Below are 24896 nucleotides of genomic sequence, written 5' to 3'. Positions count from 1 at the left end.
ATTTTAAAAAATGTATTTATAAAAATACATTCACACGGCGTATAATTAATTCCCTCTGATATTGTTCCTGCGCAAAGTATTTTTTATTTCCCTCCTTTAGACTCGTCTGATTCTCTTTTTCCTCTTTTTAATTTTTTAACATTCTATGCTTGCGAACTGTCGATTTGTAATGAACCGCTTTGTGGCCTTTGCACTTGGGTGCATTTTTATCATTGCCGTGTTACAAGGTTGTTTTATAAAACTTGTTGAATGGGTTCCTTCATTCTCTCCGCTATTTTTCCCTACGCTCACTATTTTTCTTCTGGTATTCCATCTGTTTATCGCCTGTTTTATGGCAATGAAATACTGGTGTGATAAAAAACGGCTATATCTCGTTCCGATTGCGTCAGCCTTTGCCGGTTCAGCACTGCTGATGGTGGGTACGCTATCCAGTTTTCCAGGCTGGCTGGATCTCTATCAGTTCAACGAGGCGAACTACAATGACGCGATGATCTTTTATATGTTCCGACACCTCTTAATGGCGGTGCTCATGATGGCCTCAGCCTTACTTTATACGCTTCGCGTTTCCCCCCTTTCACGAAGCACCCACATCGGTATTGTTGTCGGATCGGCTCTCTTTACGGGCTGCATGCTTTGGCTGGCGTGGTTCTATTCCAGCCATTCCACGACGTTAACCCTGGATCTTGTGGATAATGAAACCCGGCAGTTCATGATTCTCTGGAGCCAGACCATCAACATCATTTTGGTCATTCTTTGGGTTGTCACATTAATCACCCTGATGGTCGTGACCCGGATAAGAAATTTGTTCTGGGCGGGCGGCAATTTTTTATGCGTCTGTTATGTCGTCACGCTGTTAATGCTGTTGTTAGGTGGATACGTAGAAGATGTATCATGGTACCGCGCCCGGTTATTCGAAACTGTCGCGACATTAATGATTATTTTCATTTTGCTTTCCGACGTCTTTAATTTGTATCGTGACTCGCACGTCAAATACCAGCAGTCATATCAAAATTCAATCCGCGACCCGCTTACCCGTCTTTATAATCGCAGCTATTTTTATGATTCATTAAACTATGCCCTCAGCTCTGCAACGGAGGCACACCCGGTATCGGTGGTGGTAAGCGACCTTGACCGTTTCAAACGTATCAACGACTGTTACGGGCATTTGCAGGGCGATAAGGTATTACAGTTCGTCTCTAATCTGCTGACGGATTCCGTGCGCCCCCAGGATATCGCGGCCCGAATCGGTGGTGAAGAGTTTGTGTTGATGCTGACAAATACCCCTTCAGACGCCGCGCGGCAGGTGGCCGAGCGCATTCGCCTCAAGCTGAGCGGGTTTGATAAAGCCAGCAGCGGCGGTCATCTGCCGGAACCCATTACCATCAGCATGGGCGTATTCACCGCAACCTCGCCGGAAACCAGTGCGGAAACCTGCGTGGAGAGCGCGGATAAAGCCATGTATGAGGCAAAAGAGACAGGGCGCAACCGGGTGGTGGTGTTCAGATAATAAGAAAGGCCTTGATTTCGCAAGGCCTTTACGTTCGGTCAGTCGCGAGACTGCAGATCGTGGATGTTCTGCTCAAGACGGGCGATGAGTCCTATCAGCATCTCCAGCTCAGCGGGGGAAATACCTTCAAGGATCTCCCCACGCGTTTTACTGATGACAGCTTCCATCTCAGTAATAATCGGGGCCGCTTTTTCCGTCAATTTGATCCGCTTGGCGCGACGGTCGCTGGCGCAGGTTTGTCGGGAGATAAGTCCCTTCTCTTCCAGTTGGTCAAGAGTGCGCACCAGTGACGGCTGCTCAATGCCAATCGCTTTTGCCAGTTGGATCTGTGACTGGTCGGGCGGGAGCTGATGAATGTTATGCAGCGTAACCCAGTGCGTCTGCGTGAGTTCCAGAGGTTTCAGGCGATGGTCAATCAGAGCACGCCAGATGCGTACCAACCTTGCCAGATCAGAACCTAATGGCGATTCCAATTTCATCTCCTTATAATTAGCTTGCTAAGTGATTATAGTGATTTTAGAATAGTTTGCAGTATTTGTATTGCCAAAACAAATGCAATCACGGTATTCATCATTCCTGAAAGGATGATTTACACTGAACGGTAATGCGCCATCGCATTGAAATATGCCATTGTGGCCCTCACCCCACTGCAAAGGATCACTGCTTGTGACGTTCTTTTCCCTCTCCGCAGGGTTGCCCCTCCAGGATCTGATTGTCGGCGCATCGGTCTACTTTCCGCCACTGTTTAAAGCCGTGATGGTCGGTTTTGTGATCTGGCTCATTGCGCATCGTCTGCTGCGCGACTGGATGTATTCCGGTGAAATCTGGCACCCGATGTTAATGGATCTCTCCCTGTTTACCCTTTCCGTCTGTCTTGGCCTTGCCGCGTTAACCTTGTGGTGAGAATAGCATTGAAAACGTTAAAATATTTTTCCACTCTTTTCGTTTTAGCGCTGGCGCTTATGGCCGGCTGGTGGCTCTGGAATTATTACATGCAGTCGCCCTGGACGCGTGACGGCAAGATCCGCGCAGAACAGGTCAGCATCACGCCACAGGTGTCCGGCAGTATCAGCGCGCTGCTGGTGAAGGACAACCAGTTCGTTCATGCGGGCGATGTGTTATTCCGCATCGATGAGACCCCTTTCCACATTGCGGTGCTCAATGCCCAGGCGCAGCTCGCAAAAGCTCAATCAGATCTGGCAAAAGCCAATAACGAAGCCGAACGTCGCCGACATCTGTCGAGGAATTACATCTCTGCGGAAGATCTCGATACCGCCAATATCAATGTAAAAGCCATGCAGGCCAGCCTGAAGGTTGCAGAGGCAACGCTGAAACAGGCCGAGTGGCAACTGACCCAGACCGTTGTCAAAGCTCCGGTGGATGGATGGATCACGAGCCTGTCGACTCGTGTGGGGGATTACGCCACCACAGGCCAGCCGGTCTTTGCCCTGGTAGATAGCCACTCTTTCTATGTTGTAGGTTATTTTGAAGAGACCAAGCTGCGGCATATCCGCGAGGGTGCGCCTGCCCGGATCACGCTTTACAGCGGTGCAGAAACGTTACAGGGTCACGTTAGTAGCATAGGTCGGGCGATTTACGATCAGAGCGTGGAAACCGATTCTGGTCTGGTGCCTGACATCAAACCCAACGTACCGTGGGTGCGTCTGGCTCAGCGGGTGCCTGTTCGCGTCGAGTTAGAGCAACTGCCGAAAGACATTACTCTGGTCTCTGGCACAACCTGCACCGTCGCCATCGGATCGCGATGATGAACCTGGGAGCTTTCTCCTGGCGCAATACGCCGTGGATAAAAGCGACACGGCCGCAGTGGCGTTACGCGCTGCGTAACGGCATCGCCATGTGCCTTGCGCTTACGGTTGCCTATTATCTGAATCTTGATGAGCCTTACTGGGCGATGACCTCTGCGGCGGTCGTCAGCTTCCCTACCGTCGGGGGCGTTATCAGTAAAAGCCTCGGGCGCGTGGCGGGTAGCCTGCTGGGTGCGACCGCTGCACTGCTTCTTGCCGGCCATACCCTGAACGATCCCTGGCTCTTTCTGTTAAGCATGTCGGCATGGCTGGGGCTGTGCACCTGGGCCTGCGCCCATTTTACCAACAACGTTGCGTACGCGTTTCAACTGGCAGGTTACACCGCAGCCATTATCGCCTTTCCGGTCGTCAACGTGCTGGATACCACCGAGCTATGGGATATCGCCCAGGCACGCGTATGTGAAGTGATGGTCGGCATTCTGTGCGGCGGCGTCATGATGATGATCCTGCCCAGCACCTCGGATGGCACTACGCTTATCACCGCCCTTAAAACGATGCACGCGCGTTTGCTGGAACATGCCAGCCTGCTCTGGCAGCCTGATAGCAGCGATAACATCCGTCTAGCACACGAAAAGGTCATCGGCCAGATCCTGACCATGAATCTGCTGCGCATCCAGGCTTTCTGGAGCCACTACCGTTTTCGTCGCCAGAACACGCTCCTGAACTATTTACTACACCAGCAATTGCGGATGACGAGTGCGATCTCAAGCCTTCGCCGGATGTTGCTGAACTGGCCTGCGCCGCCAGCCCATACCCGGGAAGTTATCGAGGCGCTGCTCGCCGCCCTTGCGCGTCCGGATGCCGATATCTATACCGTGGCCCGTATTATCGCGCCGCTCACCCCAACGGATGAATATGATTACCGGCACCGCGCCTTCTGGCAGCGTCTGAACTATTTCTGCCGCCTGTATCTGCGCAGCAGCCGCTGGTTAAAAGCCGTCGAAAATGCCACGCCCGTCACCGAATTTTCCGTTCCCGGTAGCCCAGCTCTGGCACGCCATACCGACGCAATGGAGGCGCTGTGGAGCGGTTTTCGTACGTTTTGCGCGTTGACGGCCGTGGGCGCATGGGCCATCACCACGCAATGGGATGCGGGCAGTGCAGCCCTGACGCTTGCGGCAATCAGCTGCGTGCTCTATTCCGTCGCAGCTTCCCCGTTTAATTCCCTGACGCTTCTGCTGCGTACGCTGGTACTGCTGTCGCTGTTCAGCTTCGTGGTGAAATTTGGTTTGATGGTGCAGATAACCGACCTCTGGCAATTTCTGCTGTTTCTCTTCCCGCTATTAACCACCATGCAGTTGCTCAAACTGCAAATGCCAAAACTGGCCGGTCTGTGGGGGCAGTTGATTGTTTTTATGGGCTCATTTATCTCTGTAACGAATCCTCCGGTTTACGATTACGCTGATTTTCTCAACGATAACCTGGCGAAGATCCTCGGCGTGGGGCTGGCGTGGCTGGCTTTCGCCGTGCTACGCCCGGGCTCAGATGCGCGTAAAAGCCGCAGGCATATTCGTGAGCTGCGCAGGGGTTTTGTCGATCAACTGAGTCGCAGCCCGCATCTGCGTGAAAGCGAGTATGAATCGCTGGTTTACCATCATGTCAGCCAGCTGAACAACAGCCAGGATTCCCTCTCCCGTCGCTGGCTACTGCGCTGGGGCGTGGTGCTGCTGAACTGTTCGCACGTGGTGTGGCAGCTGCGTGCCTGGGAGACGCGTTCCGACCCGCTTTCGCAGGTCCGCGATAATTGTATTTCCATGCTCCGCGATGTGATGAGCGAGCGCGGAGTTCAGCAACGCCCCCTGAGCGTCACGCTCGCCGAGCTTCAGCGTATTTGCGACGCTCTGGCGCACCACCATCAGCCTGCGGCCCGCGATCTGGCGTCCATTATCTGGCGGCTGCACTGCTCCCTGTCACAGCTTGAACAGGCGCCGCCACCCGGAACAATTGGCGATCAGATCACCCCGCAGGCATAGCGCGCCCCGCCGCCGCCAAGCGGTTTAGGTTGATCGGACATGTTATCGCCGCCCACATGGACCATCAGCGCCTTGCCTTTGACCTCGTCAATCTTTTTCAGCCGGGGCGCAACAACCGGATCGGTGGCTTTACCGTCGTTATTCACCACCAGCACCGGCAGATCGCCGAGGTGCCCCATACCTTCCGGGCCTTCATGCTTACCAGAGTTGTGCGGATCCAGATGCCCCCCAGCGGCCTCAGCGGCTGAAGGTTTCCCCTCTTTCATTGCAGGTTGACAGCTGCCTTTGGCATGAACGTGAAAACCATGTTCACCGGGTGGAAGGGCCTTGAGATCGGGAGCAAATTCCAGCCCTTTATCGGTTTCGGTGATTTTCACCGTCCCGATGGACTGGCCTACTCCCTGAGAAGTGACGAGATTCATTTCAACTTCTTCGCTGGCTGCCTGCGCTCCTGCGCAAACAACCAGCGTGACCACTGCCAGAGCAAAACGCTTCATATGACCTCCACGGGTTATTTTTTGCACCTTAAGTCTATACCAGAGGCGCAGATTTCACCGGAAAGTCAGACTCCACGCACTCAGGGTACGTCGTAGCCCAGAGCCGCCTTGCGGATGCGGAACCACTGCTGACGCGACATATCCAGCTCTTCAGCCACCAGCGCAGCGCGTACGCGCTCAATTTTGCCGGAGCCGATAATTGGCAGCGGTTTAGACGGCAGGCGCAGGATCCAGGCGTAAACCACCTGCTCGATGCTTTCCGTATTCAGTTCGCGGGCCACGGTTTCAAGCTCGTTACGCAGCGGCTGGAAGGCCTCATCGTTAAACAGGCGACCGCCGCCGAGACAAGACCAGGCCATCGGACGAATGCGTAACTGTTGCAGCTGATCGAGCGTTCCGTCCAGCAGCAGCGGCTGGTGAACAGGCGAAATCTCCACCTGATTCGTCGCCAGCGTAAACGGCAGGCGAGACTGCAATAGCGCAAACTGTGCCGGGGTGAAGTTAGACACGCCAAAATGACGCACTTTGCCGCTCTGGTGTAGCGTCAGGAACGCTTCCGCAACCTCATCAGCATCCATCAATGGATCGGGACGGTGGATCAGCAGCAGGTCGATACGATCGGTGGCCAGGTTGACCAGTGACTGCTCAGCGCTTTTAACAATATGCGCGCTGTCAGTGATGTAATGCCCAAGTGCATGCTCCGGTTTTGCTGTGGTGGCAATACCGCATTTGGTCACAATCTCCATACGTTCACGCAGCGCTGGCGCACGCTTCAGCGCTTCGCCAAAAGCGGCCTCGCACTGATAGCCACCATAAATATCAGCGTGATCGACGGTGGTGATCCCGAGATCGAGATGCTCTTCTATAAAGTCCGCCAGCTGGACCGGAGACATATTCCACTCCATAAGGCGCCAGTAGCCCATAACGAATCGGGAGAATTCCGGGCCCTGCGGGGCAAGGGTAATACGCTGAACCATAACATTTTCCTCAAGGAAGTCATGTCACCAGTATACGCAATTACCCTGCTAAAACAGTGAAGGTTGCTGAGGTTCTTCGGTTTCAACCGCTTTGTTTGCACGAATTTTGCGCAGCAGACGTTGTCGGCAGAGCCGTAAGACCTCCTGCTTTTGCGCGTCGCTGAAATTTTGCCAGTTAAAACGTTCATCGCGTGTGCGCATGCAGCCACGGCAGTATCCTCGTTCATCAACCTGGCAAATACCCCGGCACGGGCTCTGGACAGGGAAAAATTCCAGTTGCTCTGCCACACCTACCTCCAGAACGTCATTATTCCCTACAGTGAAGACCCTAAATGGCCTGCATGCAAGGAGTGTCCGTCACAAACAGGGCATTAAGGTTTCGCTAATCTTCCCTTCTTATACTCGCCGCATTGATATAACGAATGGTCTGGTCATCATGTGGCTCACTAAAAAGTTACACTGTAACGATACGAAATTTACCCTCGCCTGTGCGCTTTTCTTCACCGTGTTCAATGCGCTGTTTATCCAGCGCAGCTGGTCAATTATCGCACCTGCCCGTCTGCATGACATGCTTTTTGCCGCCAGTGTGCCGCTGGTTCTGTTCTGCGGCTGGGTCATTGTTTTTAGCCTGCTGAATATTCCCTTTATTCGCAAGCCGCTCATGATTGCCCTGACCATAGGATGCGCCGCCGCGACCTGGTTTATGTACACCTATGGCGCGGTTATCGATCAAAACATGATTGTGAACGTGTTTGAGACTAACTCCCAGGAAGCGACAGCCCTGGTAACGCCGCAGCTGATCCTGTGGCTGGCCGTCGCGGGTCTGGTCCCTTCCGTCATCTTAGCCCTGACGCGCATTCGAACCGGAAAATGGTGGTATGCCCTGCTAACACGTTTCGCCGCTATACTGGGTGCGCTGCTGGTGATCATTCTCGTCGCGGCAGTGTTCTATAAAGACTATGCTTCGCTGTTCCGCAATAACAAAAGCATCGTCAAAATGGTCACTCCGGCGAACTACGTGAGCGCCGTTGTGAAGTACAGCAAAATGCGCTGGTTTGCCGGCGACCAGACGCTGGTCCGCATTGGCGAGGATGCCCATAAAGGGGCGCTGATTTCCGGCCAACGTAAGAAAACCGTGCTGGTTCTGGTGGTGGGTGAAGCCTCCCGCGCTGCAAACTATTCGTTAAATGGTTACCCCCGTGAAACCAACCCCGAGCTGAAAAAGCGGGATGTCATCAACTTCCCACAGGCCTCCTCCTGTGGCACGGAAACCGCCGTTTCCGTCCCCTGCATGTTCTCCGGCATGACGCGAAAAAAATATGACGCGGACCTCGCCCATCATCAGGAAGGACTGCTCGATGTGCTTAACCACGCCGGGTTCAACCTGCTGTGGCGCGACAATGACGGCGGGTGTAAAGGTGCCTGCGACCGCGTGCCGCACACGGATATGACCCAGTGGAAACTGGAACAGTTCTGTAAGGACAAATCCTGTATCGACGACGTCAACCTGTACCGCCTGGACAACGTGCTGGACGGAATAAAGCAGGATACCGTACTGGTTATACACCTGATGGGCAGCCACGGTCCGGCTTATTACAACCGTTACCCGGACCGCTTCCGGAAATTCACCCCAACCTGCGATACCAATGAAATTCAGGATTGCGATCATCAGTCGCTGATCAATACCTATGACAACTCGATTCTGTATACCGATAGCGTGCTCAGCCGAACCATCGACGCGCTAAAAGCCCGGAAGGCCAGTATGAACACAGCGCTCATTTACCTCTCCGATCACGGCGAATCGCTGGGCGAAAGCGGAATTTACCTGCACGGTACGCCGTATATGCTGGCCCCGGAGCAGCAAACGCATATTCCGTTTATGTTCTGGCTCTCCCCGGACTATGCGAAAAACTTCGGCGTAAACACGGATTGCCTGCGTAACCATGCTGCAAAAGAGGCAGTTTCACAGGACAATTTGTTTGCCACGGTTCTGGGTATGATGGACGTGAAATCAGTGGTTTATCAGCCGCAGCTGGATATTTTGTCGCAATGTCGTCGCTAAGCGGGCTTGCATTAGACCGAACGGTCTATTAGAGTAAGAGCATGAGCAGACATACAGAACACGATACACGAGAACATTTGCTGGCTACCGGCGAGCGCCTTTGCATGCATCGCGGGTTTACCGGTATGGGGCTGAGCGAGTTATTAAAAACCGCTGAAGTGCCTAAGGGATCGTTTTATCACTATTTTCGATCCAAAGAGGCGTTTGGCGTAGCCATGCTGGAGCGGCACTACGCCAGCTACCATCAGCGCCTGGCAGCCCACTTCGCCAGCGGCGAAGGTGACTACCGGGATCGTGTTCTGAACTACTATCAGGAAACGCTGACGCAGTTCTGTCAGCAGGGCATCATCAGCGGGTGCCTGACGGTAAAACTGTCTGCCGAAGTGTGCGATCTCTCCGAAGATATGCGCACCGCCATGGATAAAGGGGCCAGCGGCGTAATCGCTCTGCTGGCTCAGGCGCTGGAAAAAGGCCGCGATGAAACAACGCTCTCCTTCTCCGGCGATCCGCTCACGCAGGCACAGGTGCTCTATTCCCTCTGGTTAGGCGCCAACCTGCAGGCAAAAATGTCTCGCAGCGCCGTGCCGCTCGAAAGCGCGCTGGCGCATGTGAAAAACTGTATTACCGCGCCTGGCGTGTAGCCGGCGTTTTTATTTACCCTTTTACTAGTCGACTGGTCTACTCAGGAGCCATTATGTCCGCTGAAAAGCTATTTACCCCACTGAAAGTGGGTGCCGTTACTGCCCCAAACCGCGTGTTTATGGCCCCACTTACCCGTCTGCGCAGCATCGAGCCGGGAGATATCCCAACGCCATTGATGGGTGAGTATTACCGTCAGCGCGCCAGCTCGGGCCTGATTATTTCCGAAGCCACGCAGATTTCTGCCCAGGCTAAAGGCTACGCCGGTGCGCCGGGTCTGCACAGCCCGGAACAGATCGCCGCGTGGAAAAAAATCACCGCAGGCGTTCATGCTGAAGATGGCCGTATTGCGGTTCAGCTGTGGCACACCGGTCGTATCTCGCACAGCAGCATCCAACCTGGCGGTCAGGCGCCCGTTTCTGCCTCTGCCCTGAATGCGAATACCCGCACTTCCCTGCGCGATGAAAACGGTAATGCTATTCGCGTCGACACCACCACGCCACGCGCGCTTGAGCTGGACGAGATCCCGGGTATCGTGAATGATTTCCGTCAGGCCGTCGCCAACGCCCGTGAAGCGGGCTTCGACCTGGTTGAGCTGCACTCTGCGCACGGCTACCTGCTGCACCAGTTCCTGTCACCGTCTTCCAATCAGCGTACCGACCAGTACGGCGGCAGCGTTGAAAACCGCGCGCGTCTGGTGCTTGAAGTGGTAGATGCCGTGTGTAATGAGTGGAGCGCAGATCGCATTGGTATTCGAGTTTCCCCAATTGGTACCTTCCAGAACGTCGACAACGGTCCGAACGAAGAAGCGGATGCGCTGTATCTGATTGAAGAGCTGGCTAAACGCGGTATCGCGTATCTGCACATGTCCGAGCCGGACTGGGCAGGCGGCAAGCCCTACAGCGAAGCCTTCCGCCAGAAAGTTCGCGAGCGCTTCCACGGCGTGATTATCGGGGCGGGCGCTTATACGGCAGAGAAAGCCGAGGCTCTGATCGGTAAAGGTCTGATCGACGCCGTGGCCTTTGGCCGTGATTACATTGCTAACCCGGATCTGGTTGCCCGTTTGCAGAAGAAAGCCGAACTGAACCCGCAGCGCCCTGAAAGCTTCTATGGCGGCGGCGCGGAAGGTTATACCGACTACCCTTCACTGTAATCCCGCTTTGTACATTGATAGCGGCGACCTTTCGCCGCTATACTAAAACATCGTTTCTGTTCAAAAAGATAATCCATTCCACTGGTTAATGAGGAAATTATGCGCCTACTTCACACCATGTTGCGCGTTGGCGACCTGCAACGTTCCATCGATTTCTACACTAACGTTCTGGGCATGAAGCTGCTGCGCACCAGCGAAAATCCGGAATATAAATACTCTCTGGCGTTTGTCGGTTACGGCCCGGAATCTGAAGAAGCGGTCATCGAGCTGACCTACAACTGGGGCGTGGACAGCTACGAGCTGGGTACGGCTTACGGCCACATCGCGCTGGAAGTGGACAATGCGGCTGAAGCCTGCGAACGTATCCGCAGCAATGGCGGTAACGTCACCCGTGAAGCCGGTCCGGTTAAAGGCGGCACCACCGTGATTGCGTTTGTTGAAGATCCGGACGGGTATAAAATCGAACTGATCGAAGCTAAAGACGCTGGTCGCGGTCTGGGCAATTGATCCCGCAGGGCGCACTATGCGCCCGTTGTTTTGCTGCATCCCCTCTCAAAATTTGCCATAATGCGCACTGCTTTTTCCCCCTTGTAAGAGACCCTGATGTCCGATAACGCTCAATTTACCGGTCTGTGCGACCGTTTTCGTGGTTTTTATCCCGTTGTCATTGATGTAGAAACAGCCGGATTTAACGCTAAAACCGATGCGCTGCTTGAGATTGCCGCCATCACGCTGAAGATGGATGAACAGGGCTGGCTTGTACCGGACACCACGCTGCATTTCCACGTTGAACCCTTTGAAGGGGCAAATTTACAGCCAGAGGCGCTGGCCTTTAACGGTATCGATCCGACAAACCCGCTGCGCGGGGCGGTAAGCGAATACGAGGCGCTGCACGCCATTTTCAAAATGGTGCGCAAAGGCATGAAAGAGAATGACTGTAGCCGCGCCATCATGGTGGCCCACAACGCTACGTTCGATCACAGCTTCACCATGGCTGCCGCCGAGCGCGCCTCGCTAAAGCGTAATCCATTCCATCCGTTTGTGACCTTCGACACCGCCGCGCTGAGCGGCCTGGCGCTGGGGCAAACCGTGCTCTCTAAAGCCTGCATCACGGCGGGTATTGCGTTTGACGGCACCCAGGCGCATTCCGCGTTATACGATACCGAGCGTACGGCGGAGCTGTTCTGTGAGATCGTCAACCGCTGGAAACGTCTGGGTGGCTGGCCGCTGCCGATGGGCGGCGAGGCCGATCTTCAATCGTAGACTGGGTAATCAACAGCCCCACAGGACAAAAAAAAGCGACCAACATAATGTGGTCGCTTTTTTATATCCGCAGAAAACTTATTCTGCGTCCGGCTCTTCGGTTTTATACTTCGCCGCAGTCTCTTTGATCAGCTGTTGCAGTTCGCCGCGCTGATACATTTCAATCAGAATATCACAGCCGCCAACAAGTTCACCGTCAACCCACAGCTGTGGGAAGGTCGGCCAGTTTGCGTATTTTGGCAGCTCAGCGCGGATGTCCGGGTTTTGCAGGATATCAACGTAAGCAAAACGCTCACCACAGGCGGACAGCGCCTGAACCGCTTGCGCGGAGAAGCCGCAGCTTGGCAGCTTCGGAGAACCTTTCATGTACAGGAGAATCGGGTTTTCAGCGATCTGGCGCTGAATTTTTTCAATAGTGGTGCTCATGTCTTGCTTCCTTTAACTTCTGTTACGGCATCAGTCTGACATTGTAGCGGGTCAGGCCGACATCGGAAAATAACATTTTTGTCACGTCTCATTATTTTATCCGCTATCGCGTAAAGTTGCATTGATAATGACGTTTAAGGCTGCGCGCCGTGCGGTTTTGCTTAAGGAGCGAACAAGAGTGCGACAGAATGGTGAATTTTTTTGCACTTGCTAACGAAACACATTTTTTGAATGAAAAATGCTATTAACTTATTCCGATTTTATGGATTAGAATCGACTGGTTTTGTAAATCTCATGCGGGTATGTATTTTGGCTCGCACTTATCAGGGGACTGCCCAGTGGCGCGGATAACTAAAATCTCGATGACGCTCTGTGCTTTACTGTTTACCACACTCTCATTTACGCCAGCGGCGAACGCCTCCGAACAGGCGCGGCATTCTGCTGTACAAAAAACGCATCTGGCAAAAACCACAGAACGTAAGAAAAAAACCACCAGCAAAACAGTAAAGAAGAAAACCACCGCTCACACCAAAAAGACCGCCTCCAGTAAAACCAAAACTCTCCGTTCCGGCACGCACAAAACCACTCGCACGACCGCCAGCCTGGTGAATGATAAATGCACCGTGCGCAAAGGCCATAAAACGAAATGCGCAAAAGTGACGAAGCTGGCTGACGTGCATAAAGCGCGTATGCAGAAAGCGCAAAAAACGGCGATGAATAAACTGATGGGGCAAATAGGTAAACCATATCGCTGGGGTGGCACCTCTCCGCGCACCGGTTTTGACTGTAGTGGGCTGGTTTATTATGCCTATAAAGATCTGGTGAAGTTTCGCATTCCACGCACCGCCAATGAGATGTACCATCTGCGCGACGCCGCGCCTGTAAACCGTGGCGAACTGCAAAATGGCGACCTGGTGTTCTTCCGCACCCAGGGACGCGGCACGGCCGATCACGTTGGGGTGTATGTGGGTAACGGTAAATTTATCCAGTCACCGCGCAGCGGTCAGGACATTCAGATCACCTCCCTCAGTGAAGATTACTGGGTGCGCCACTATGTGGGTGCGCGCCGAGTGATGACGCCAAAAACCATTCGCTAGACCCTGCCCTGCCGCCTCCGTGGCGGGGTAAGTTCCTCTTTTGCATACCCTTTCAATTTGCTATTCTGTCCTTGTTGTCTGTAGGGTTATTGGCAACGTATAAAACTATAAGGAGAGTAGCAATGTCGTTCGAATTACCTGCACTACCGTATGCAAAAGACGCCCTGGCTCCGCACATTTCCGCGGAAACCCTGGAGTATCATTACGGCAAGCATCACCAGACCTATGTCACCAACCTGAATAACCTGATCAAGGGCACCGATTTTGAAGGCAAAACGCTGGAAGAGATTGTGCGCAGTTCAGACGGTGGCGTATTCAACAACGCCGCTCAGGTGTGGAACCACACCTTCTACTGGCACTGCCTGGCTCCAAATGCAGGCGGAGAACCTACCGGTGAGCTGGCCGCAGCGATTAACGCCGCGTTCGGCAGATTCGCGGAATTCAAAGCGAAATTTACTGACGCAGCCGTTAAAAACTTTGGCTCCGGCTGGACCTGGCTGGTAAAAGAGGCTGATGGCAAACTGGCTATCGTTTCCACCACTAATGCGGGTACCCCTCTGACCACCAGCGCAACGCCGCTGATGACCGTGGACGTATGGGAACACGCCTATTACATTGATTACCGTAATGCGCGCCCGAACTACCTGGAACATTTCTGGGCACTGGTTAACTGGGAATTTGTTGCGAAGAACTTCGCCGCATAAGGGACACGCAGAAGGGGCAACCCTTCTGCGTTTTTATTTATTCCGCCGTACACACCGCTTCTGGCTGTTTACGCCCGGACATCAACACCAGCAGCAAGCCGAGTGCGGCAATGATCGCCCCCATCACCGGCACAAAGCTGTAACCCAAACCACTGGAGATCACCGCCCCGCCCGCTGCGGCCCCCAACGCATTGCCCAGGTTAAACGCACCGATATTCACGGACGAAGAAAGCCCCGGTGCTTCGTGCGCAACGCGCATTACACGCATCTGCAACGGTGGCACCACGGCAAAGGTTGCGGCGCCCCACACCACCATGGCAATCGCGGTGCCCACTTCGTTTCGCGCCAGCCACGGGATCGCCACCATGATGACAATCAGCAGCGTTAAAAAACCTTTCAGCGTCCCGCTGACGGAGCGGTCGGCAAATTTCCCGCCGAGATAGTTGCCAATCGAGAACCCGACACCAATCAGCACCAGCATCGCGGTAACAAAGAGTGGCGTTGCGTGGGTTATGTCGTGCAGCACCGGGGAGATATAGGTGTAGAGCGTAAACATCGCCCCTGCCCCCAGCACCGTGGTGAGCAGCGCGGACAACACCTGAGGACGCATCAGCACCGCCAGCTCTTTACGTACTTCCGGACGTTCTCCCGCACTTCCTTTCGGCAGCGAGAAGAACAGCGCGACCATCGCGACCACGCCCAGTCCGGCGGTTGCGAGGAAAGACATACGCCAGCCGATGGCTTCTCCGAGCCAGGTGGCAGCGGGAACGCCACCGATATTAGCGATAGTGAGGCCCATAAACATAGTGGCTACCGCGCTGGCCTGCTTATGTTTTGGCACTACGCTTGCGGCAACAACCGAGCCCAGCCCGAAGAAAGCGCCGTGGTTCAGGCTGGTCAGAATACGGGAAAGCATCAGCGTGGTGTAATCCGGCGAAATCGCGGAAAGCACATTTCCGAGAGTAAAAATTGCCATCAGGAAAATCAGCGCATTGCGTCGCGCGCGGTGCGAAAGCAGCAGCGTCATCAGCGGTGCGCCCACCATCACGCCGATCGCATAGGCGCTAATCAACATACCGGCCGCAGGGATAGAGACGTCCACACCCCGGGCGATAACAGGCAATAACCCCATCGGGGAGAATTCAGTGGTGCCAATCCCAAAGGCGCCAATCGCCAGGGCCAGCAGGGGAAAATTGATTTTCATGAAAAGACTCCGGATACCGTGCCGTTACCCGGCACAGACTAAGAAGGCAAAAGCATGACATTAATCACAAAAAATGAGAAGTTAACATTTTGGCAAAAGATTTTTGCCGGAGAGGTAACAATAGCGGCAAGGGAGGGAGAAGACTCTCCCTCCACCTAAATCAGTGCAGCGCAGCGGTTAAACCACCCGCAACAATCAGGGCAAGAACAACAATGGTGGTAAACAGCGAAAACTTCAGATCGGTACTCATCAATTTTTCTCCTTTTATTCACCCTACGAAAAGTGAGCTTGCTCATTTTTACACAGTTCAGGTCAAAAATCTTCCAGGATTTAAACGGATATCCACTTTACCTCTTCCCCTTTTCATCAAGATAGGACAAAATTCCACGCTAAATTTATTAGCGTACCGGCCACTGACCCCCTCCTGACGTCCTGTGTCGTTTTCCCGGCGTGTCGCAACTCATGTTTGCGTAATAAGGGTGAGAGAAGGCAAACGTTTACCTTCATTTTTTTCAGGAGCTTAGGATATGGTCTGGAGTGACATTTAATGGCAACAATTAAAGACGTAGCAAAACGCGCAAACGTTTCCACTACAACCGTATCACATGTTATTAACAAAACGCGTTTCGTCGCAGAAGAGACGCGTAATGCCGTTTGGGCGGCAATCAAAGAACTGCACTACTCGCCAAGTGCGGTCGCCCGTAGCCTGAAGGTTAATCACACCAAATCGATTGGCCTGCTGGCCACCAGCAGTGAAGCGGCTTACTTTGCTGAAATCATCGAAGCCGTTGAAAAAAACTGCTTTCAGAAAGGCTATACCCTGATTCTGGGCAACGCGTGGAACAACATTGAAAAACAGCGCGCTTACCTGTCGATGATGGCGCAAAAGCGCGTCGACGGCCTGCTGGTCATGTGTTCTGAATACCCTGAGTCGGTGCTTTCCATGCTGGAAGAGTATCGCCACATTCCGATGGTAGTGATGGACTGGGGCGAGGCGCGCGCAGACTTCACCGACTCTGTTATTGATAACGCCTTTGAAGGCGGCTACATGGCCGGGCGTTATCTGGTAGAACGCGGGCATCGTGAAATTGGCGTGATCCCGGGCCCGCTGGAGCGTAACACCGGTGCTGGCCGTCTGGCCGGTTTCATGAAAGCGATGGAAGAGGCGCTGATTACCGTGCCAGAAAACTGGATTGTCCAGGGCGATTTCGAGCCGGAGTCGGGCTATCGCGCCATGCAGCAGATCGTCTCCCAGCCGCATCGCCCTACCGCTGTGTTCTGCGGCGGCGATATCATGGCAATGGGCGCGCTCTGCGCGGCGGATGAACTCGGCCTGCGCGTTCCGCAGGACATCTCGGTGATCGGCTATGATAACGTTCGCAACGCCCGTTTCTTTACCCCGGCGCTGACCACCATTCACCAGCCGAAAGATTCGCTGGGTGAAACGGCCTTCAATATGCTGATGGACAGGATCGTCAACAAGCGAGAACAGTCCCAGTCCATTGAGGTCCACCCGCGCCTGATTGAACGCCGTTCCGTTGCCGACGGTCCGTTCCGCGACTACCGACGTTAATCTCTTTACGGGGCCAGCTACGCTGGTCCCCGCAACCACTCCCGGTTAAGCGTTTCGCTGTCTCCCAGATAATCCAGTAGCCAGGCCATGGCGGGCGAGACGTCGTTTTGCTGCCACGTCAGACAGCATGCAGCATCCGGGAAAGGATTTTCCAGCGTCAGAGCCACCCACTCTCCCGCGTCGATGCGCGGGCGCGCAAAATGCACCGGCACCATGCCAACGCACAGCCCCGCGCTCAGACAGGTGGCTGACGACTCCCAGTCCGGCGCAACCACGCGGCGCTGATTATCCAGCAGCCAGGTAATGCGCTTGGGCAGCGAGCGGGAGGTATCTTCCAGCACCAGCGAGGGCCAGTTGCGTAAGGTGTCATCACTCAGCGGCCCGTCCAGCGCCGCCAGCGGGTGATCGCGCGCGACCACGCAGGTCCAGCTCAGCATGCCCATGTCGCGAAACGCGTAGCGCCCGCCAACCGGGATCGCCTGGGTTGCACCAATCGCCATCTCCGCCCTGCCGTCCGCCAGCGCATCCCATACGCCGTTGAACACTTCCTGCGACACACGCAGTTCGACGTCGGAAAAATGACGATAGAAATCGACGATCATCTGCCGGGTCCGCTCCGGCTTAACGATGTTATCCACCGCGATAGCGAGATGCCCGCGCCAGCCGTTGGCGATCTGCTGGCACTGCTCACGGGTGATCTGCATTTTTTTGATAACAGACCGGCCTTCCTTCAAAAACCACGCGCCGGCAGGCGTGAGCTCCACGTCGCGATGACGCCGCTCGAACAGCGGGACCGCCAGCCACGCTTCCAGCTGGCGCACCGTATAGCTGATAGCCGAGGGAACGCGGTGCAACTCCTGGGCGGCACCAGTAAAGCTGCCGTTACGCGCCACCGCATCAACCACTTCAAGGGAATAATCTGACCACATCTTTAGCCTGCAAATTTTTTGAATGCACCCGCCAAATATTAGCGTTTCACAAGCCGCTTTGCACTCCCTACACTCTGCGCCAACGTACACCTGCCTCCTCAGGAGAAAAAACAGTGCAACCCAGGAAAGGATTTTTAGTCTGGCTCGGCGGCTTAAGCGTGCTGGGCTTTTTGGCGACCGACATGTATCTGCCCGCCTTCGCCGCGATGCAGGAAGATTTGCAAACTCCTGCCGCCGCCATCAGCGCCAGTTTGAGTTTATTCCTTGCAGGTTTTGCTTTTGCGCAACTACTCTGGGGACCGCTCTCTGATCGTTTTGGCCGTAAGCCCGTTCTGTTGCTGGGACTGGCGATTTTTGCCGTAGGCTGTCTGGGCATGCTGTGGGTCCGCGATGCCGCCTGGTTACTGGTGTTGCGCTTTATTCAGGCGGTCGGCGTCTGTGCCGCAGCGGTCACCTGGCAGGCGCTGGTGACCGATTACTACCCCGCCTCACGCACTAACCGCATTTTCGCCACCATCATGCCGCTGGTCGGCCTGTCTCCGGCGCTCGCTCCGCTGCTGGGCAGCTGGATCCTGGCGCATTTCGACTGGCAGGCCATTTTCGCCACGCTCTTTGCGATCACGCTGGTCCTGATGCTGCCCGCGTTCGGGCTTAAACCTGCGCATAAAAAAGAGACGCATCCGGACGCGAAGCCCATCACCTTTACCTCTTTACTGCGGTCGAAAGCCTATCGCGGTAACGTGCTGATTTATGCCGCCTGCTCTGCCAGCTTCTTTGCCTGGCTGACCGGTTCGCCGTTCATTTTGCATGACATGGGCTACAGCCCGGCGGCTATCGGCCTGAGCTATGTACCACAGACCATCGCCTTCCTGGTGGGTGGCTATGGCTGTCGCGCCGCGCTGCAAAAATGGGAAGGCCAGCAGATGCTGCCCTGGCTGCTGGTGCTGTATGCGCTAAGCGTGATTGCGACCTGGGCTGTCGGCTTTATTCCCGGCGCCGGGCTTGCAGAAATTTTGATTCCGTTCTGCGTCATGGCGATCGCTAACGGGGCCATTTACCCTATTGTTGTAGCCCAGGCGCTGCGTCCATTCCCTCAGGCGACAGGCCGCGCTGCCGCGCTGCAAAATACCCTGCAACTTGGCCTGTGCTTCCTGGCAAGTCTCGTGGTCTCTGCATTGATTGCAACCCCGCTGCTCACCACCACCAGCGTGATGCTGGTCACCGTTGTGCTGGCAGGATTGGGTTATCGCATGCAGTCCTCCGCCCATCGCGAGCAGAGTGAAAACGCGCAGACAGAAACGTCGCACGCCTGATTACGCGGGAAACTATGTTAAAAACCAGTGATTAGGTTGCTAACAATTTTCTGTTGAATCACCAAATTTTGCGGCCTATACTGAATTTGGTTCGATTAAATACGATAAATATTAAGTGTTAACGGGAGCCGGAGCGCTCCCGTTTTACCATGGAAGGCATTTCGGCAAGGGTTATCTCCCTTCCTCTGTTCTACGTCGGATATTAGCCTCGCGGGCATTTACCGTGAGATTTCTCACAAACCAAAAAAGCGTCTACGCTGTTTTAAGGTTCTGATCACAGCAAGGTGATGGAGAAGCTATGAGTTCATCGTGTATAGAAGAAGTCAGCGTTCCGGACGATAACTGGTCCCGGATCGTCAGTGAACTGTTGGGACGTGCGGGCATTACGATTAATGGCTCATCCCCCTCCGACCCCCAGATTAAACATCCCGATTTTTTCAAACGCGTGTTACAGGAGGGATCGTTAGGGCTGGGTGAAAGCTATATGGACGGCTGGTGGGAGTGTGAGCGGCTGGATATGTTCTTCTCCAGCGTTTTACGCGCCGGTCTTGAAAATCAGCTCCCTCGTCATTTCAAAGATACGTTACGTATCGCTTCCGCCCGCCTGTTCAATCTGCAAAGTAAAAAGCGCGCGTGGATCGTCGGTAAAGAGCATTATGACCTGGGCAACGATCTTTTCAGCCGTATGCTCGACCCGTTAATGCAGTATTCCTGCGGATACTGGAAAAAAGCGACAACCCTGGAAGAGGCGCAGCAGGATAAGCTACAGCTGATTTGCGATAAGTTGCAGTTGCAGCCCGGCATGCGCGTGCTGGACATCGGCTGTGGTTGGGGCGGCCTTGCCTGGTTTATGGCGAAACATTACGGTGTCAGCGTAGTCGGCGTCACGATTTCAGCTGAACAGCAGAAGATGGCACAGGAACGGTGTCTGGGTCTGGATGTCGATATTCGGCTTCAGGATTACCGCGACCTGAATGAGCAGTTCGATCGGATTGTTTCCGTGGGTATGTTCGAGCACGTGGGGCCAAAGAACTACAAGACTTATTTCGACGTCGCCGACCATAACCTGAAGCCTGACGGAATTTTCCTGCTACACACCATCGGCTCTAAACGCACCGATAACAATGTGGATCCCTGGATCAACAAATATATCTTCCCGAATGGTTGTTTACCCTCTGTTCGCCAGATTGCGAACGCCAGCGAACCGCATTTTATTGTGGAAGACTGGCATAACTTCGGCGCAGATTACGACACCACGCTGATGGCCTGGCATGAACGTTTCCAGGCTGCATGGCCTGAAATCGCCGACAACTATTCGGAACGATTCAAACGGATGTTCAGCTATTATCTTAATGCCTGCGCGGGTGCGTTCCGCGCGCGGGATATACAGCTGTGGCAGGTGGTGTTTAGTCGTGGGATTGAGCACGGCCTGCGCGTGGCCCGCTGAAAAATAACCCCGGGTAACCGGGGTTATTTTTTTTTATTCTTCTTCCACGGCCTTTATTATCGCCGCCTCTTTCGCCGCCAGCACGCGCTCAACGGTATCCACGACCGCCTGGGTCTGCGGATCAATTTCGATATTTACGCGCTGCCCCAGTTTTTTTGCGCCAAGCGTAGTACGTTGCAGCGTTTCAGGAATTAAATGCACGCAAAAACGCGTTGGCGTCACTTCACCGACGGTCAGACTAATCCCATCGATGCCAATAAATCCTTTATAAAGGATGTATTTCATTAATGACGGATCCTGCACCTTAAACCAGATTTGACGGTTATTTTCCGAGGTCACGATTTTCGCCACTTCTGCGGTGGTCATAATATGGCCCGACATCAGATGCCCGCCAATCTCATCGCTGAATTTCGCCGCGCGTTCAACGTTGACGGTATCCCCCACCACCAGCTCACCCAGGTTAGTGATGCGCAGCGTCTCTTTCATTAAATCAAAGCTTATCTGGTTACCGTTAATTTCGGTCACCGTCAGGCAGCAGCCGTTATGCGCTATCGACGCCCCGGTTTCAATGCCGTCGAGCATATATTCAGGCAGCTCAACTACGTGAGTGCGGAAATTCGGTTTTTCATCAATGGACACCACTTTGGCAGTGCCCTGCACAATACCAGTAAACATGCTTACAGCTCCTGTTCATTCCGAACGGCGATGACACCGTATAATCCCACCACAATAACAGTTGAAAAAACAGGTTGCCAGTGATGCGCAATTTCTGGCGATTTTTTCACTAGATAATTAGTTAAACCCCGCTACAATAGCTGGCATCCCTCTGTTTTTTCTTCTTGCTGCCAGTAACGGCGGCCTTTTTAGTCTCTCAAATAACTACAATACAAAGGTGTTCACGTGCAGAAGTATATGATCGAAGCGCGTCAGTTATTGGCACTGGCCATACCGGTGATCGTCGCTCAGGTAGCCCAAACCGCAATGGGATTTGTGGATACGGTAATGGCCGGTGGTTACAGCGCCACCGATATGGCCGCCGTGGCGATCGGAACCTCAATCTGGCTCCCGGCCATTCTGTTTGGTCACGGCCTGCTGCTGGCGCTGACGCCCGTTATCGCGCAGCTTAACGGCTCCGGTCGACGCGACCGCGTAGCCCATCAGGTGCGCCAGGGCTTCTGGCTGGCCGGGGGTGTCTCCGTCCTGATTATGATCGTCCTGTGGAACGCCGGGTATATTATTCGCGCCATGCATAATATCGACCCGGCGCTGGCAGATAAAGCAGTCGGTTATCTGCGCGCCCTGCTCTGGGGCGCGCCCGGTTATCTCTTCTTCCAGGTGGCTCGTAACCAGTGTGAAGGGCTGGCAAAAACCAAGCCGGGCATGGTGATGGGCTTTATCGGCTTGCTGGTGAACATTCCCGTGAACTACATCTTCATCTACGGTCATTTTGGCATGCCGGAACTCGGCGGCGTGGGTTGTGGCGTGGCGACGGCTGCGGTGTACTGGGTGATGTTCGGCTGTATGCTCACCTACGTTAAACATGCGCGATCCATGCGCGACATTCGTAACGACACCGCCTTTAGCACGCCTGACTGGTCGATGATGAGCCGCCTTACCCAACTGGGTCTGCCCATTGCGCTGGCGCTGTTCTTTGAAGTGACGCTGTTTGCCGTTGTCGCCCTGCTAGTCTCGCCGTTAGGGATTATTGACGTGGCAGGCCACCAGATCGCCCTGAACTTCAGCTCTTTGATGTTCGTCCTGCCGATGTCCCTGGCTGCTGCGGTGACGATTCGCGTGGGCTTCCGTCTGGGGCAAGGCTCGACGCTGGATGCGCAAACGGCAGCCCGCACCGGGCTGGGCGTCGGCGTCTGCATGGCAGTCTGTACCGCGCTCTTTACCGTGCTGTTGCGTGAGCAAATTGCCCTGCTCTATAACGACAACCCGGAAGTAGTGACCCTGGCCTCGCATTTGATGCTGCTTGCGGCCATTTACCAGATCTCTGACTCCATCCAGGTAATTGGCAGCGGCGTGCTGCGTGGGTATAAAGATACGCGTTCCATCTTCTTTATCACCTTTATCGCTTACTGGGTTCTGGGCCTGCCGAGTGGGTATATTCTGGCGCTCACGGATCTGGTGGTGGATCGCATGGGGCCAGCCGGATTCTGGATGGGCTTTATCATCGGCTTAACGTCTGCAGCCATTATGATGATGCTGCGCATGCGCTTCCTGCAACGTCAGTCGTCTGCGGTCATTTTGCAACGCGCTGCGCGTTAATGACACAGTAGCCGCCGGCTGGCGGCTACTTTCTCTTCACTTTGCGCGGTAATGAAGCAATCGCGTGAAATCAGAGAGAAAAATGCATTTTCCCTCTTGCCACCTTGGTGCTGTGCCGCTAATATTCGTCCCCGTTGTCACCGACAACACAATGCGTTCATAGCTCAGTTGGTTAGAGCACCACCTTGACATGGTGGGGGTCGTTGGTTCGAGTCCAATTGAACGCACCATTCTGCGTCCGTAGCTCAGTTGGTTAGAGCACCACCTTGACATGGTGGGGGTCGGTGGTTCGAGTCCACTCGGACGCACCATTTCAGTCCTGAAATGGTGCAAAAATCCTCTTCTGAACGTCTTAATTTTTCCCTTCATTGAATGACTTAACCTTTCTCCTGCTACGCTTATTCTATGGTTCAGAAACGCAGGAACGCTTTCGATGAAAAAAATCGCCATTATCGGCTCAGGCCCAACAGGGATTTACACCTTTTACTCACTTCTTAACAACGCAGCACCGCTGTCGGTCACCGTGTTCGAAAAAGCAGACCAACCCGGCGTAGGGATGCCCTACAGCGACGAGGATAACTCCCGGCTGATGCTGGCGAATATCGCCAGTATCGAAATCCCGCCCATTTTTATCACCTACCTCGACTGGCTCAAACAGCAGAGTGAAGCCCATCTTGCCCGCTATAACGTCGACAAAGACAGACTGAATGACCGGCAGTTTCTGCCGCGTATTCTGCTGGGTGAATATTTTCACGACCGTTTTCTCGCCGTCGTTGCCGAGGCGAAAAAGGCTGGGTTTCATATCGAGGTTCACCCCAACGCAGAAGTCACTGATATTAAGGCTGATGCAGACGGCGTGGCCCTGTCAGTGAACGATGCCCCTTTCTCAAGGCGGTTTGATCTTGCAGTGGTCGCCACCGGTCACGTCTGGCCTGATGAAGATGAATCCACCCGCGACTATTTCCCAAGCCCATGGTCGGGGCTGATGGACGCGGATATCCGAGCCTGTGAGGTGGGGATTATGGGTACCTCCCTCAGCGGACTGGACGCTGCTATGGCGGTAGTAATGCAGCATGGTCGGTTTAGCGGGAAGCAGTTCGTTGTCAATAAAGGTAGTGAGGGGCTAAACATCACGCTGATGTCCCGCTCGGGCGTTCTCCCGGAGGCCGACTTTTACTGCCCTATCCCTTATGAACCGCTGTCGGTGTTAACGGAGTCTGTGGCAGAAAGCGAAATTGCCAAAGGCCCTGACGGGCTGCTTGACCGCATCTTTGCGCTGATGGTGAAAGAGCTTGAGCTGGCCGATCCGCGCTGGTGCCAGGCGATAGCGATCGGCACGCTGAATGCTGACACGCTTCGTGATGTCTGGTTTGAGGATCGTAAAAAGCATGGTCCTTTCACCTGGGCCGAAGCGAATCTGAAAGAAGTGGAGCGCAACAAGTGCGAGAAACGCACCGTTGCCTGGCGCTATACCGTGCTTCGTCTGCATGAAGTAGTTCAGGCCATTGTCCCTTCACTCAATGAACGTGACAGAGAACGGTTTAAATCCGGGCTGGAGCGTGTGTTTATTGATAACTATGCCGCCATTCCACCGCAGTCTATCCGCCGGTTACTGGCACTGCGCGAGGCAGGGATCATTAGCGTAGTCGCACTCGGTGATGATTACGACCTGGATATCGGCAGCGATCAGACCGTCATCACCACGAAAGAAAAGCGTTATCGCTTCGACGTCTTTATCGATGCCCGCGGGCAGAAACCGCTCAAAAATAAGGATATTCCCTTCCCGACGCTGCGCAAACAGCTTGAGGAAACGGGGGATGAGATACCGGACGTGGGGGAAGACTACACGTTGCTGTCACCTGCGTCTCTGCGCGGACGTATCGCTTTTGGGGCGATCCCCTGGCTGATGCACGATCATCCGTTTGTTCAGGGTTTGTCTGAGTGCGCTGAAATTGGTAAAGCGATGGCGAAAGCGGCGGGGAATCCTGCATCTGGCGTGCGACGGAAGTTACCTTACACGGAGTTTTAACAG

25 protein-coding genes and 2 tRNA genes are annotated in these 24896 nt (G+C 54.3%); 18 read left to right on the top strand and 9 right to left on the bottom strand.

Features of this window, described 5'->3' with window-relative positions; translation table 11 throughout:
- The first annotated feature begins 145 nt into the window (after window positions 1–145).
- Window positions 146–1507: a sensor domain-containing diguanylate cyclase gene (locus ACOTXC_RS11510; protein ID WP_045308479.1), complete on the top strand. Its 1362-nt coding sequence runs from the start codon at window positions 146–148 to the stop codon at window positions 1505–1507.
- Between the two features lie 38 nt (window positions 1508–1545).
- On the opposite strand, the gene slyA is transcribed toward ACOTXC_RS11510, so the two are convergent.
- A complete protein-coding gene (slyA, locus tag ACOTXC_RS11505) occupies window positions 1546–1986 on the bottom strand; it encodes a transcriptional regulator SlyA (RefSeq protein ID WP_032623345.1) in 441 nt (146 codons plus the stop codon).
- Window positions 1987–2173: 187 nt separating this feature from the next.
- On the opposite strand from slyA, the gene ACOTXC_RS11500 reads away from it, so the two are divergent.
- The 3 genes from ACOTXC_RS11500 to ACOTXC_RS11490 are packed head-to-tail and all read left to right on the top strand — an operon-like array spanning window position 2174 to window position 5306.
- Complete coding sequence (locus tag ACOTXC_RS11500) at window positions 2174–2410, top strand: DUF1656 domain-containing protein (protein WP_421767664.1); 237 nt, start codon at window positions 2174–2176, stop codon at window positions 2408–2410.
- 2 nt (window positions 2411–2412) lie between these two features.
- Window positions 2413–3273 carry an HlyD family secretion protein gene (locus ACOTXC_RS11495; RefSeq protein WP_046620168.1) on the top strand — a complete coding sequence of 287 codons (861 nt, stop codon included), beginning with the start codon at window positions 2413–2415 and terminating at the stop codon, window positions 3271–3273.
- Entirely contained in the window at window positions 3273–5306 is a 2034-nt protein-coding gene (locus ACOTXC_RS11490; RefSeq protein ID WP_032676447.1) for an FUSC family protein, read from the top strand. Before ACOTXC_RS11495 ends, ACOTXC_RS11490 begins: the two co-directional genes overlap by 1 nt.
- On the opposite strand, the gene sodC is transcribed toward ACOTXC_RS11490, so the two are convergent.
- The 3 genes from sodC to ACOTXC_RS11475 form a co-directional block, all read right to left on the bottom strand.
- Window positions 5285–5803 (bottom strand): superoxide dismutase [Cu-Zn] SodC, encoded by a 519-nt coding sequence (gene sodC / locus ACOTXC_RS11485; protein WP_022647904.1) that lies wholly within the window; start codon window positions 5801–5803, stop codon window positions 5285–5287. The genes ACOTXC_RS11490 and sodC overlap by 22 nt on opposite strands.
- 80 nt (window positions 5804–5883) lie before the next feature.
- A complete protein-coding gene (locus ACOTXC_RS11480; RefSeq protein WP_421767663.1) occupies window positions 5884–6780 on the bottom strand; it encodes an aldo/keto reductase in 897 nt (298 codons plus the stop codon).
- Window positions 6781–6828: 48 nt separating this feature from the next.
- Window positions 6829–7068, bottom strand: a complete 240-nt coding sequence (locus tag ACOTXC_RS11475; RefSeq protein ID WP_023299951.1) for a DUF1289 domain-containing protein — start codon at window positions 7066–7068, stop codon at window positions 6829–6831.
- A gap of 148 nt (window positions 7069–7216) precedes the next feature.
- Between ACOTXC_RS11475 and eptA the strand changes: the two genes are divergently transcribed.
- The 5 genes from eptA (at window position 7217) to rnt (ending at window position 11897) form a co-directional block, all read left to right on the top strand.
- Window positions 7217–8842 carry a phosphoethanolamine transferase EptA gene (eptA, locus tag ACOTXC_RS11470; RefSeq protein ID WP_421767662.1) on the top strand — a complete coding sequence of 542 codons (1626 nt, stop codon included), beginning with the start codon at window positions 7217–7219 and terminating at the stop codon, window positions 8840–8842.
- A gap of 41 nt (window positions 8843–8883) precedes the next feature.
- Window positions 8884–9483: a TetR/AcrR family transcriptional regulator gene (locus ACOTXC_RS11465; RefSeq protein WP_022647900.1), complete on the top strand. Its 600-nt coding sequence runs from the start codon at window positions 8884–8886 to the stop codon at window positions 9481–9483.
- A 53-nt stretch (window positions 9484–9536) separates the two neighbouring features.
- Entirely contained in the window at window positions 9537–10634 is a 1098-nt protein-coding gene (locus ACOTXC_RS11460) for an alkene reductase (RefSeq protein ID WP_421767661.1), read from the top strand.
- A 99-nt stretch (window positions 10635–10733) separates the two neighbouring features.
- Complete coding sequence (gloA, locus tag ACOTXC_RS11455) at window positions 10734–11141, top strand: lactoylglutathione lyase (RefSeq protein WP_022647898.1); 408 nt, start codon at window positions 10734–10736, stop codon at window positions 11139–11141.
- A gap of 96 nt (window positions 11142–11237) precedes the next feature.
- Window positions 11238–11897: a ribonuclease T gene (gene rnt, locus ACOTXC_RS11450; protein WP_126314813.1), complete on the top strand. Its 660-nt coding sequence runs from the start codon at window positions 11238–11240 to the stop codon at window positions 11895–11897.
- A gap of 78 nt (window positions 11898–11975) precedes the next feature.
- Here the strand turns inward: rnt and grxD are convergent, their stop codons facing one another.
- A complete protein-coding gene (gene grxD / locus ACOTXC_RS11445; RefSeq protein WP_003832760.1) occupies window positions 11976–12323 on the bottom strand; it encodes a monothiol glutaredoxin 4 in 348 nt (115 codons plus the stop codon).
- A gap of 338 nt (window positions 12324–12661) precedes the next feature.
- Here grxD and ACOTXC_RS11440 point away from each other — a divergent pair, with 338 nt between their 5' ends.
- Window positions 12662–13420 carry a C40 family peptidase gene (locus ACOTXC_RS11440; protein WP_023299947.1) on the top strand — a complete coding sequence of 253 codons (759 nt, stop codon included), beginning with the start codon at window positions 12662–12664 and terminating at the stop codon, window positions 13418–13420.
- 122 nt (window positions 13421–13542) lie between these two features.
- Window positions 13543–14124 carry a superoxide dismutase [Fe] gene (sodB, locus tag ACOTXC_RS11435; protein WP_421767660.1) on the top strand — a complete coding sequence of 194 codons (582 nt, stop codon included), beginning with the start codon at window positions 13543–13545 and terminating at the stop codon, window positions 14122–14124.
- Window positions 14125–14161: 37 nt separating this feature from the next.
- On the opposite strand, the gene ACOTXC_RS11430 is transcribed toward sodB, so the two are convergent.
- The gene (locus ACOTXC_RS11430; RefSeq protein ID WP_421767659.1) at window positions 14162–15328 is read right to left on the bottom strand and encodes an MFS transporter; all 1167 of its coding nucleotides are present in this window, start codon (window positions 15326–15328) and stop codon (window positions 14162–14164) included.
- 160 nt (window positions 15329–15488) lie between these two features.
- The gene (locus tag ACOTXC_RS11425; RefSeq protein WP_003857632.1) at window positions 15489–15578 is read right to left on the bottom strand and encodes a YnhF family membrane protein; all 90 of its coding nucleotides are present in this window, start codon (window positions 15576–15578) and stop codon (window positions 15489–15491) included.
- 297 nt (window positions 15579–15875) lie between these two features.
- Between ACOTXC_RS11425 and purR the strand changes: the two genes are divergently transcribed.
- Window positions 15876–16901, top strand: coding sequence for an HTH-type transcriptional repressor PurR (gene purR, locus ACOTXC_RS11420; RefSeq protein ID WP_006809011.1), 1026 nt, complete (start codon window positions 15876–15878; stop codon window positions 16899–16901).
- A gap of 17 nt (window positions 16902–16918) precedes the next feature.
- Here the strand turns inward: purR and punR are convergent, their stop codons facing one another.
- Window positions 16919–17830: a DNA-binding transcriptional activator PunR gene (punR, locus tag ACOTXC_RS11415; protein WP_022647895.1), complete on the bottom strand. Its 912-nt coding sequence runs from the start codon at window positions 17828–17830 to the stop codon at window positions 16919–16921.
- Between the two features lie 113 nt (window positions 17831–17943).
- Here punR and punC point away from each other — a divergent pair, with 113 nt between their 5' ends.
- Window positions 17944–19143, top strand: a complete 1200-nt coding sequence (gene punC / locus ACOTXC_RS11410; RefSeq protein ID WP_023299943.1) for a purine nucleoside transporter PunC — start codon at window positions 17944–17946, stop codon at window positions 19141–19143.
- Window positions 19144–19441: 298 nt separating this feature from the next.
- Window positions 19442–20590, top strand: coding sequence for a cyclopropane fatty acyl phospholipid synthase (cfa, locus tag ACOTXC_RS11405; RefSeq protein ID WP_022647893.1), 1149 nt, complete (start codon window positions 19442–19444; stop codon window positions 20588–20590).
- A 33-nt stretch (window positions 20591–20623) separates the two neighbouring features.
- Here cfa and ACOTXC_RS11400 read toward each other — a convergent pair whose 3' ends face one another.
- Window positions 20624–21265, bottom strand: coding sequence for a riboflavin synthase (locus ACOTXC_RS11400; RefSeq protein WP_022647892.1), 642 nt, complete (start codon window positions 21263–21265; stop codon window positions 20624–20626).
- A 225-nt stretch (window positions 21266–21490) separates the two neighbouring features.
- Here ACOTXC_RS11400 and mdtK point away from each other — a divergent pair, with 225 nt between their 5' ends.
- The 4 genes from mdtK to ACOTXC_RS11380 all read left to right on the top strand — a co-directional run bounded on the left by mdtK (window position 21491) and on the right by ACOTXC_RS11380 (window position 24893).
- Entirely contained in the window at window positions 21491–22864 is a 1374-nt protein-coding gene (gene mdtK, locus ACOTXC_RS11395) for an MdtK family multidrug efflux MATE transporter (RefSeq protein ID WP_032622176.1), read from the top strand.
- Between the two features lie 153 nt (window positions 22865–23017).
- Window positions 23018–23094, top strand: a tRNA-Val gene (locus ACOTXC_RS11390).
- 4 nt (window positions 23095–23098) lie between these two features.
- Window positions 23099–23175: transfer RNA gene (locus tag ACOTXC_RS11385), tRNA-Val, on the top strand.
- 122 nt (window positions 23176–23297) lie between these two features.
- Window positions 23298–24893, top strand: coding sequence for an FAD-NAD(P)-binding protein (locus tag ACOTXC_RS11380; protein WP_421767658.1), 1596 nt, complete (start codon window positions 23298–23300; stop codon window positions 24891–24893).
- The last annotated feature ends 3 nt before the right edge of the window (window positions 24894–24896 follow it).

This window comes from Enterobacter cloacae complex sp. IR5428, from assembly GCF_049238585.1.
GTDB classification, from domain to species: domain Bacteria; phylum Pseudomonadota; class Gammaproteobacteria; order Enterobacterales; family Enterobacteriaceae; genus Enterobacter; species Enterobacter intestinihominis.
The sequence above is the reverse complement of the archived record's forward strand: the minus strand, read 5'-3'. Positions and strand labels throughout refer to the sequence as shown.

What these genes read in the sequence shown, in the direction of transcription:
- ACOTXC_RS11380 (WP_421767658.1), top strand. Translation starts at nt 23,298, where the DNA reads ATGAAAAAAATCGCCATTATCGGCTCAGGCCCAACAGGGATTTACACC.
- ACOTXC_RS11465 (WP_022647900.1), top strand. Translation starts at nt 8,884, where the DNA reads ATGAGCAGACATACAGAACACGATACACGAGAACATTTGCTGGCTACC.
- slyA (WP_032623345.1), bottom strand. Translation starts at nt 1,986, where the DNA reads ATGAAATTGGAATCGCCATTAGGTTCTGATCTGGCAAGGTTGGTACGC.
- sodC (WP_022647904.1), bottom strand. Translation starts at nt 5,803, where the DNA reads ATGAAGCGTTTTGCTCTGGCAGTGGTCACGCTGGTTGTTTGCGCAGGA.
- eptA (WP_421767662.1), top strand. Translation starts at nt 7,217, where the DNA reads ATGTGGCTCACTAAAAAGTTACACTGTAACGATACGAAATTTACCCTC.
- grxD (WP_003832760.1), bottom strand. Translation starts at nt 12,323, where the DNA reads ATGAGCACCACTATTGAAAAAATTCAGCGCCAGATCGCTGAAAACCCG.
- cfa (WP_022647893.1), top strand. Translation starts at nt 19,442, where the DNA reads ATGAGTTCATCGTGTATAGAAGAAGTCAGCGTTCCGGACGATAACTGG.
- ACOTXC_RS11400 (WP_022647892.1), bottom strand. Translation starts at nt 21,265, where the DNA reads ATGTTTACTGGTATTGTGCAGGGCACTGCCAAAGTGGTGTCCATTGAT.
- gloA (WP_022647898.1), top strand. Translation starts at nt 10,734, where the DNA reads ATGCGCCTACTTCACACCATGTTGCGCGTTGGCGACCTGCAACGTTCC.
- sodB (WP_421767660.1), top strand. Translation starts at nt 13,543, where the DNA reads ATGTCGTTCGAATTACCTGCACTACCGTATGCAAAAGACGCCCTGGCT.
- ACOTXC_RS11490 (WP_032676447.1), top strand. Translation starts at nt 3,273, where the DNA reads ATGAACCTGGGAGCTTTCTCCTGGCGCAATACGCCGTGGATAAAAGCG.
- ACOTXC_RS11460 (WP_421767661.1), top strand. Translation starts at nt 9,537, where the DNA reads ATGTCCGCTGAAAAGCTATTTACCCCACTGAAAGTGGGTGCCGTTACT.
- rnt (WP_126314813.1), top strand. Translation starts at nt 11,238, where the DNA reads ATGTCCGATAACGCTCAATTTACCGGTCTGTGCGACCGTTTTCGTGGT.
- punR (WP_022647895.1), bottom strand. Translation starts at nt 17,830, where the DNA reads ATGTGGTCAGATTATTCCCTTGAAGTGGTTGATGCGGTGGCGCGTAAC.
- ACOTXC_RS11430 (WP_421767659.1), bottom strand. Translation starts at nt 15,328, where the DNA reads ATGAAAATCAATTTTCCCCTGCTGGCCCTGGCGATTGGCGCCTTTGGG.
- ACOTXC_RS11480 (WP_421767663.1), bottom strand. Translation starts at nt 6,780, where the DNA reads ATGGTTCAGCGTATTACCCTTGCCCCGCAGGGCCCGGAATTCTCCCGA.
- ACOTXC_RS11425 (WP_003857632.1), bottom strand. Translation starts at nt 15,578, where the DNA reads ATGAGTACCGATCTGAAGTTTTCGCTGTTTACCACCATTGTTGTTCTT.
- purR (WP_006809011.1), top strand. Translation starts at nt 15,876, where the DNA reads ATGGCAACAATTAAAGACGTAGCAAAACGCGCAAACGTTTCCACTACA.
- ACOTXC_RS11510 (WP_045308479.1), top strand. Translation starts at nt 146, where the DNA reads ATGCTTGCGAACTGTCGATTTGTAATGAACCGCTTTGTGGCCTTTGCA.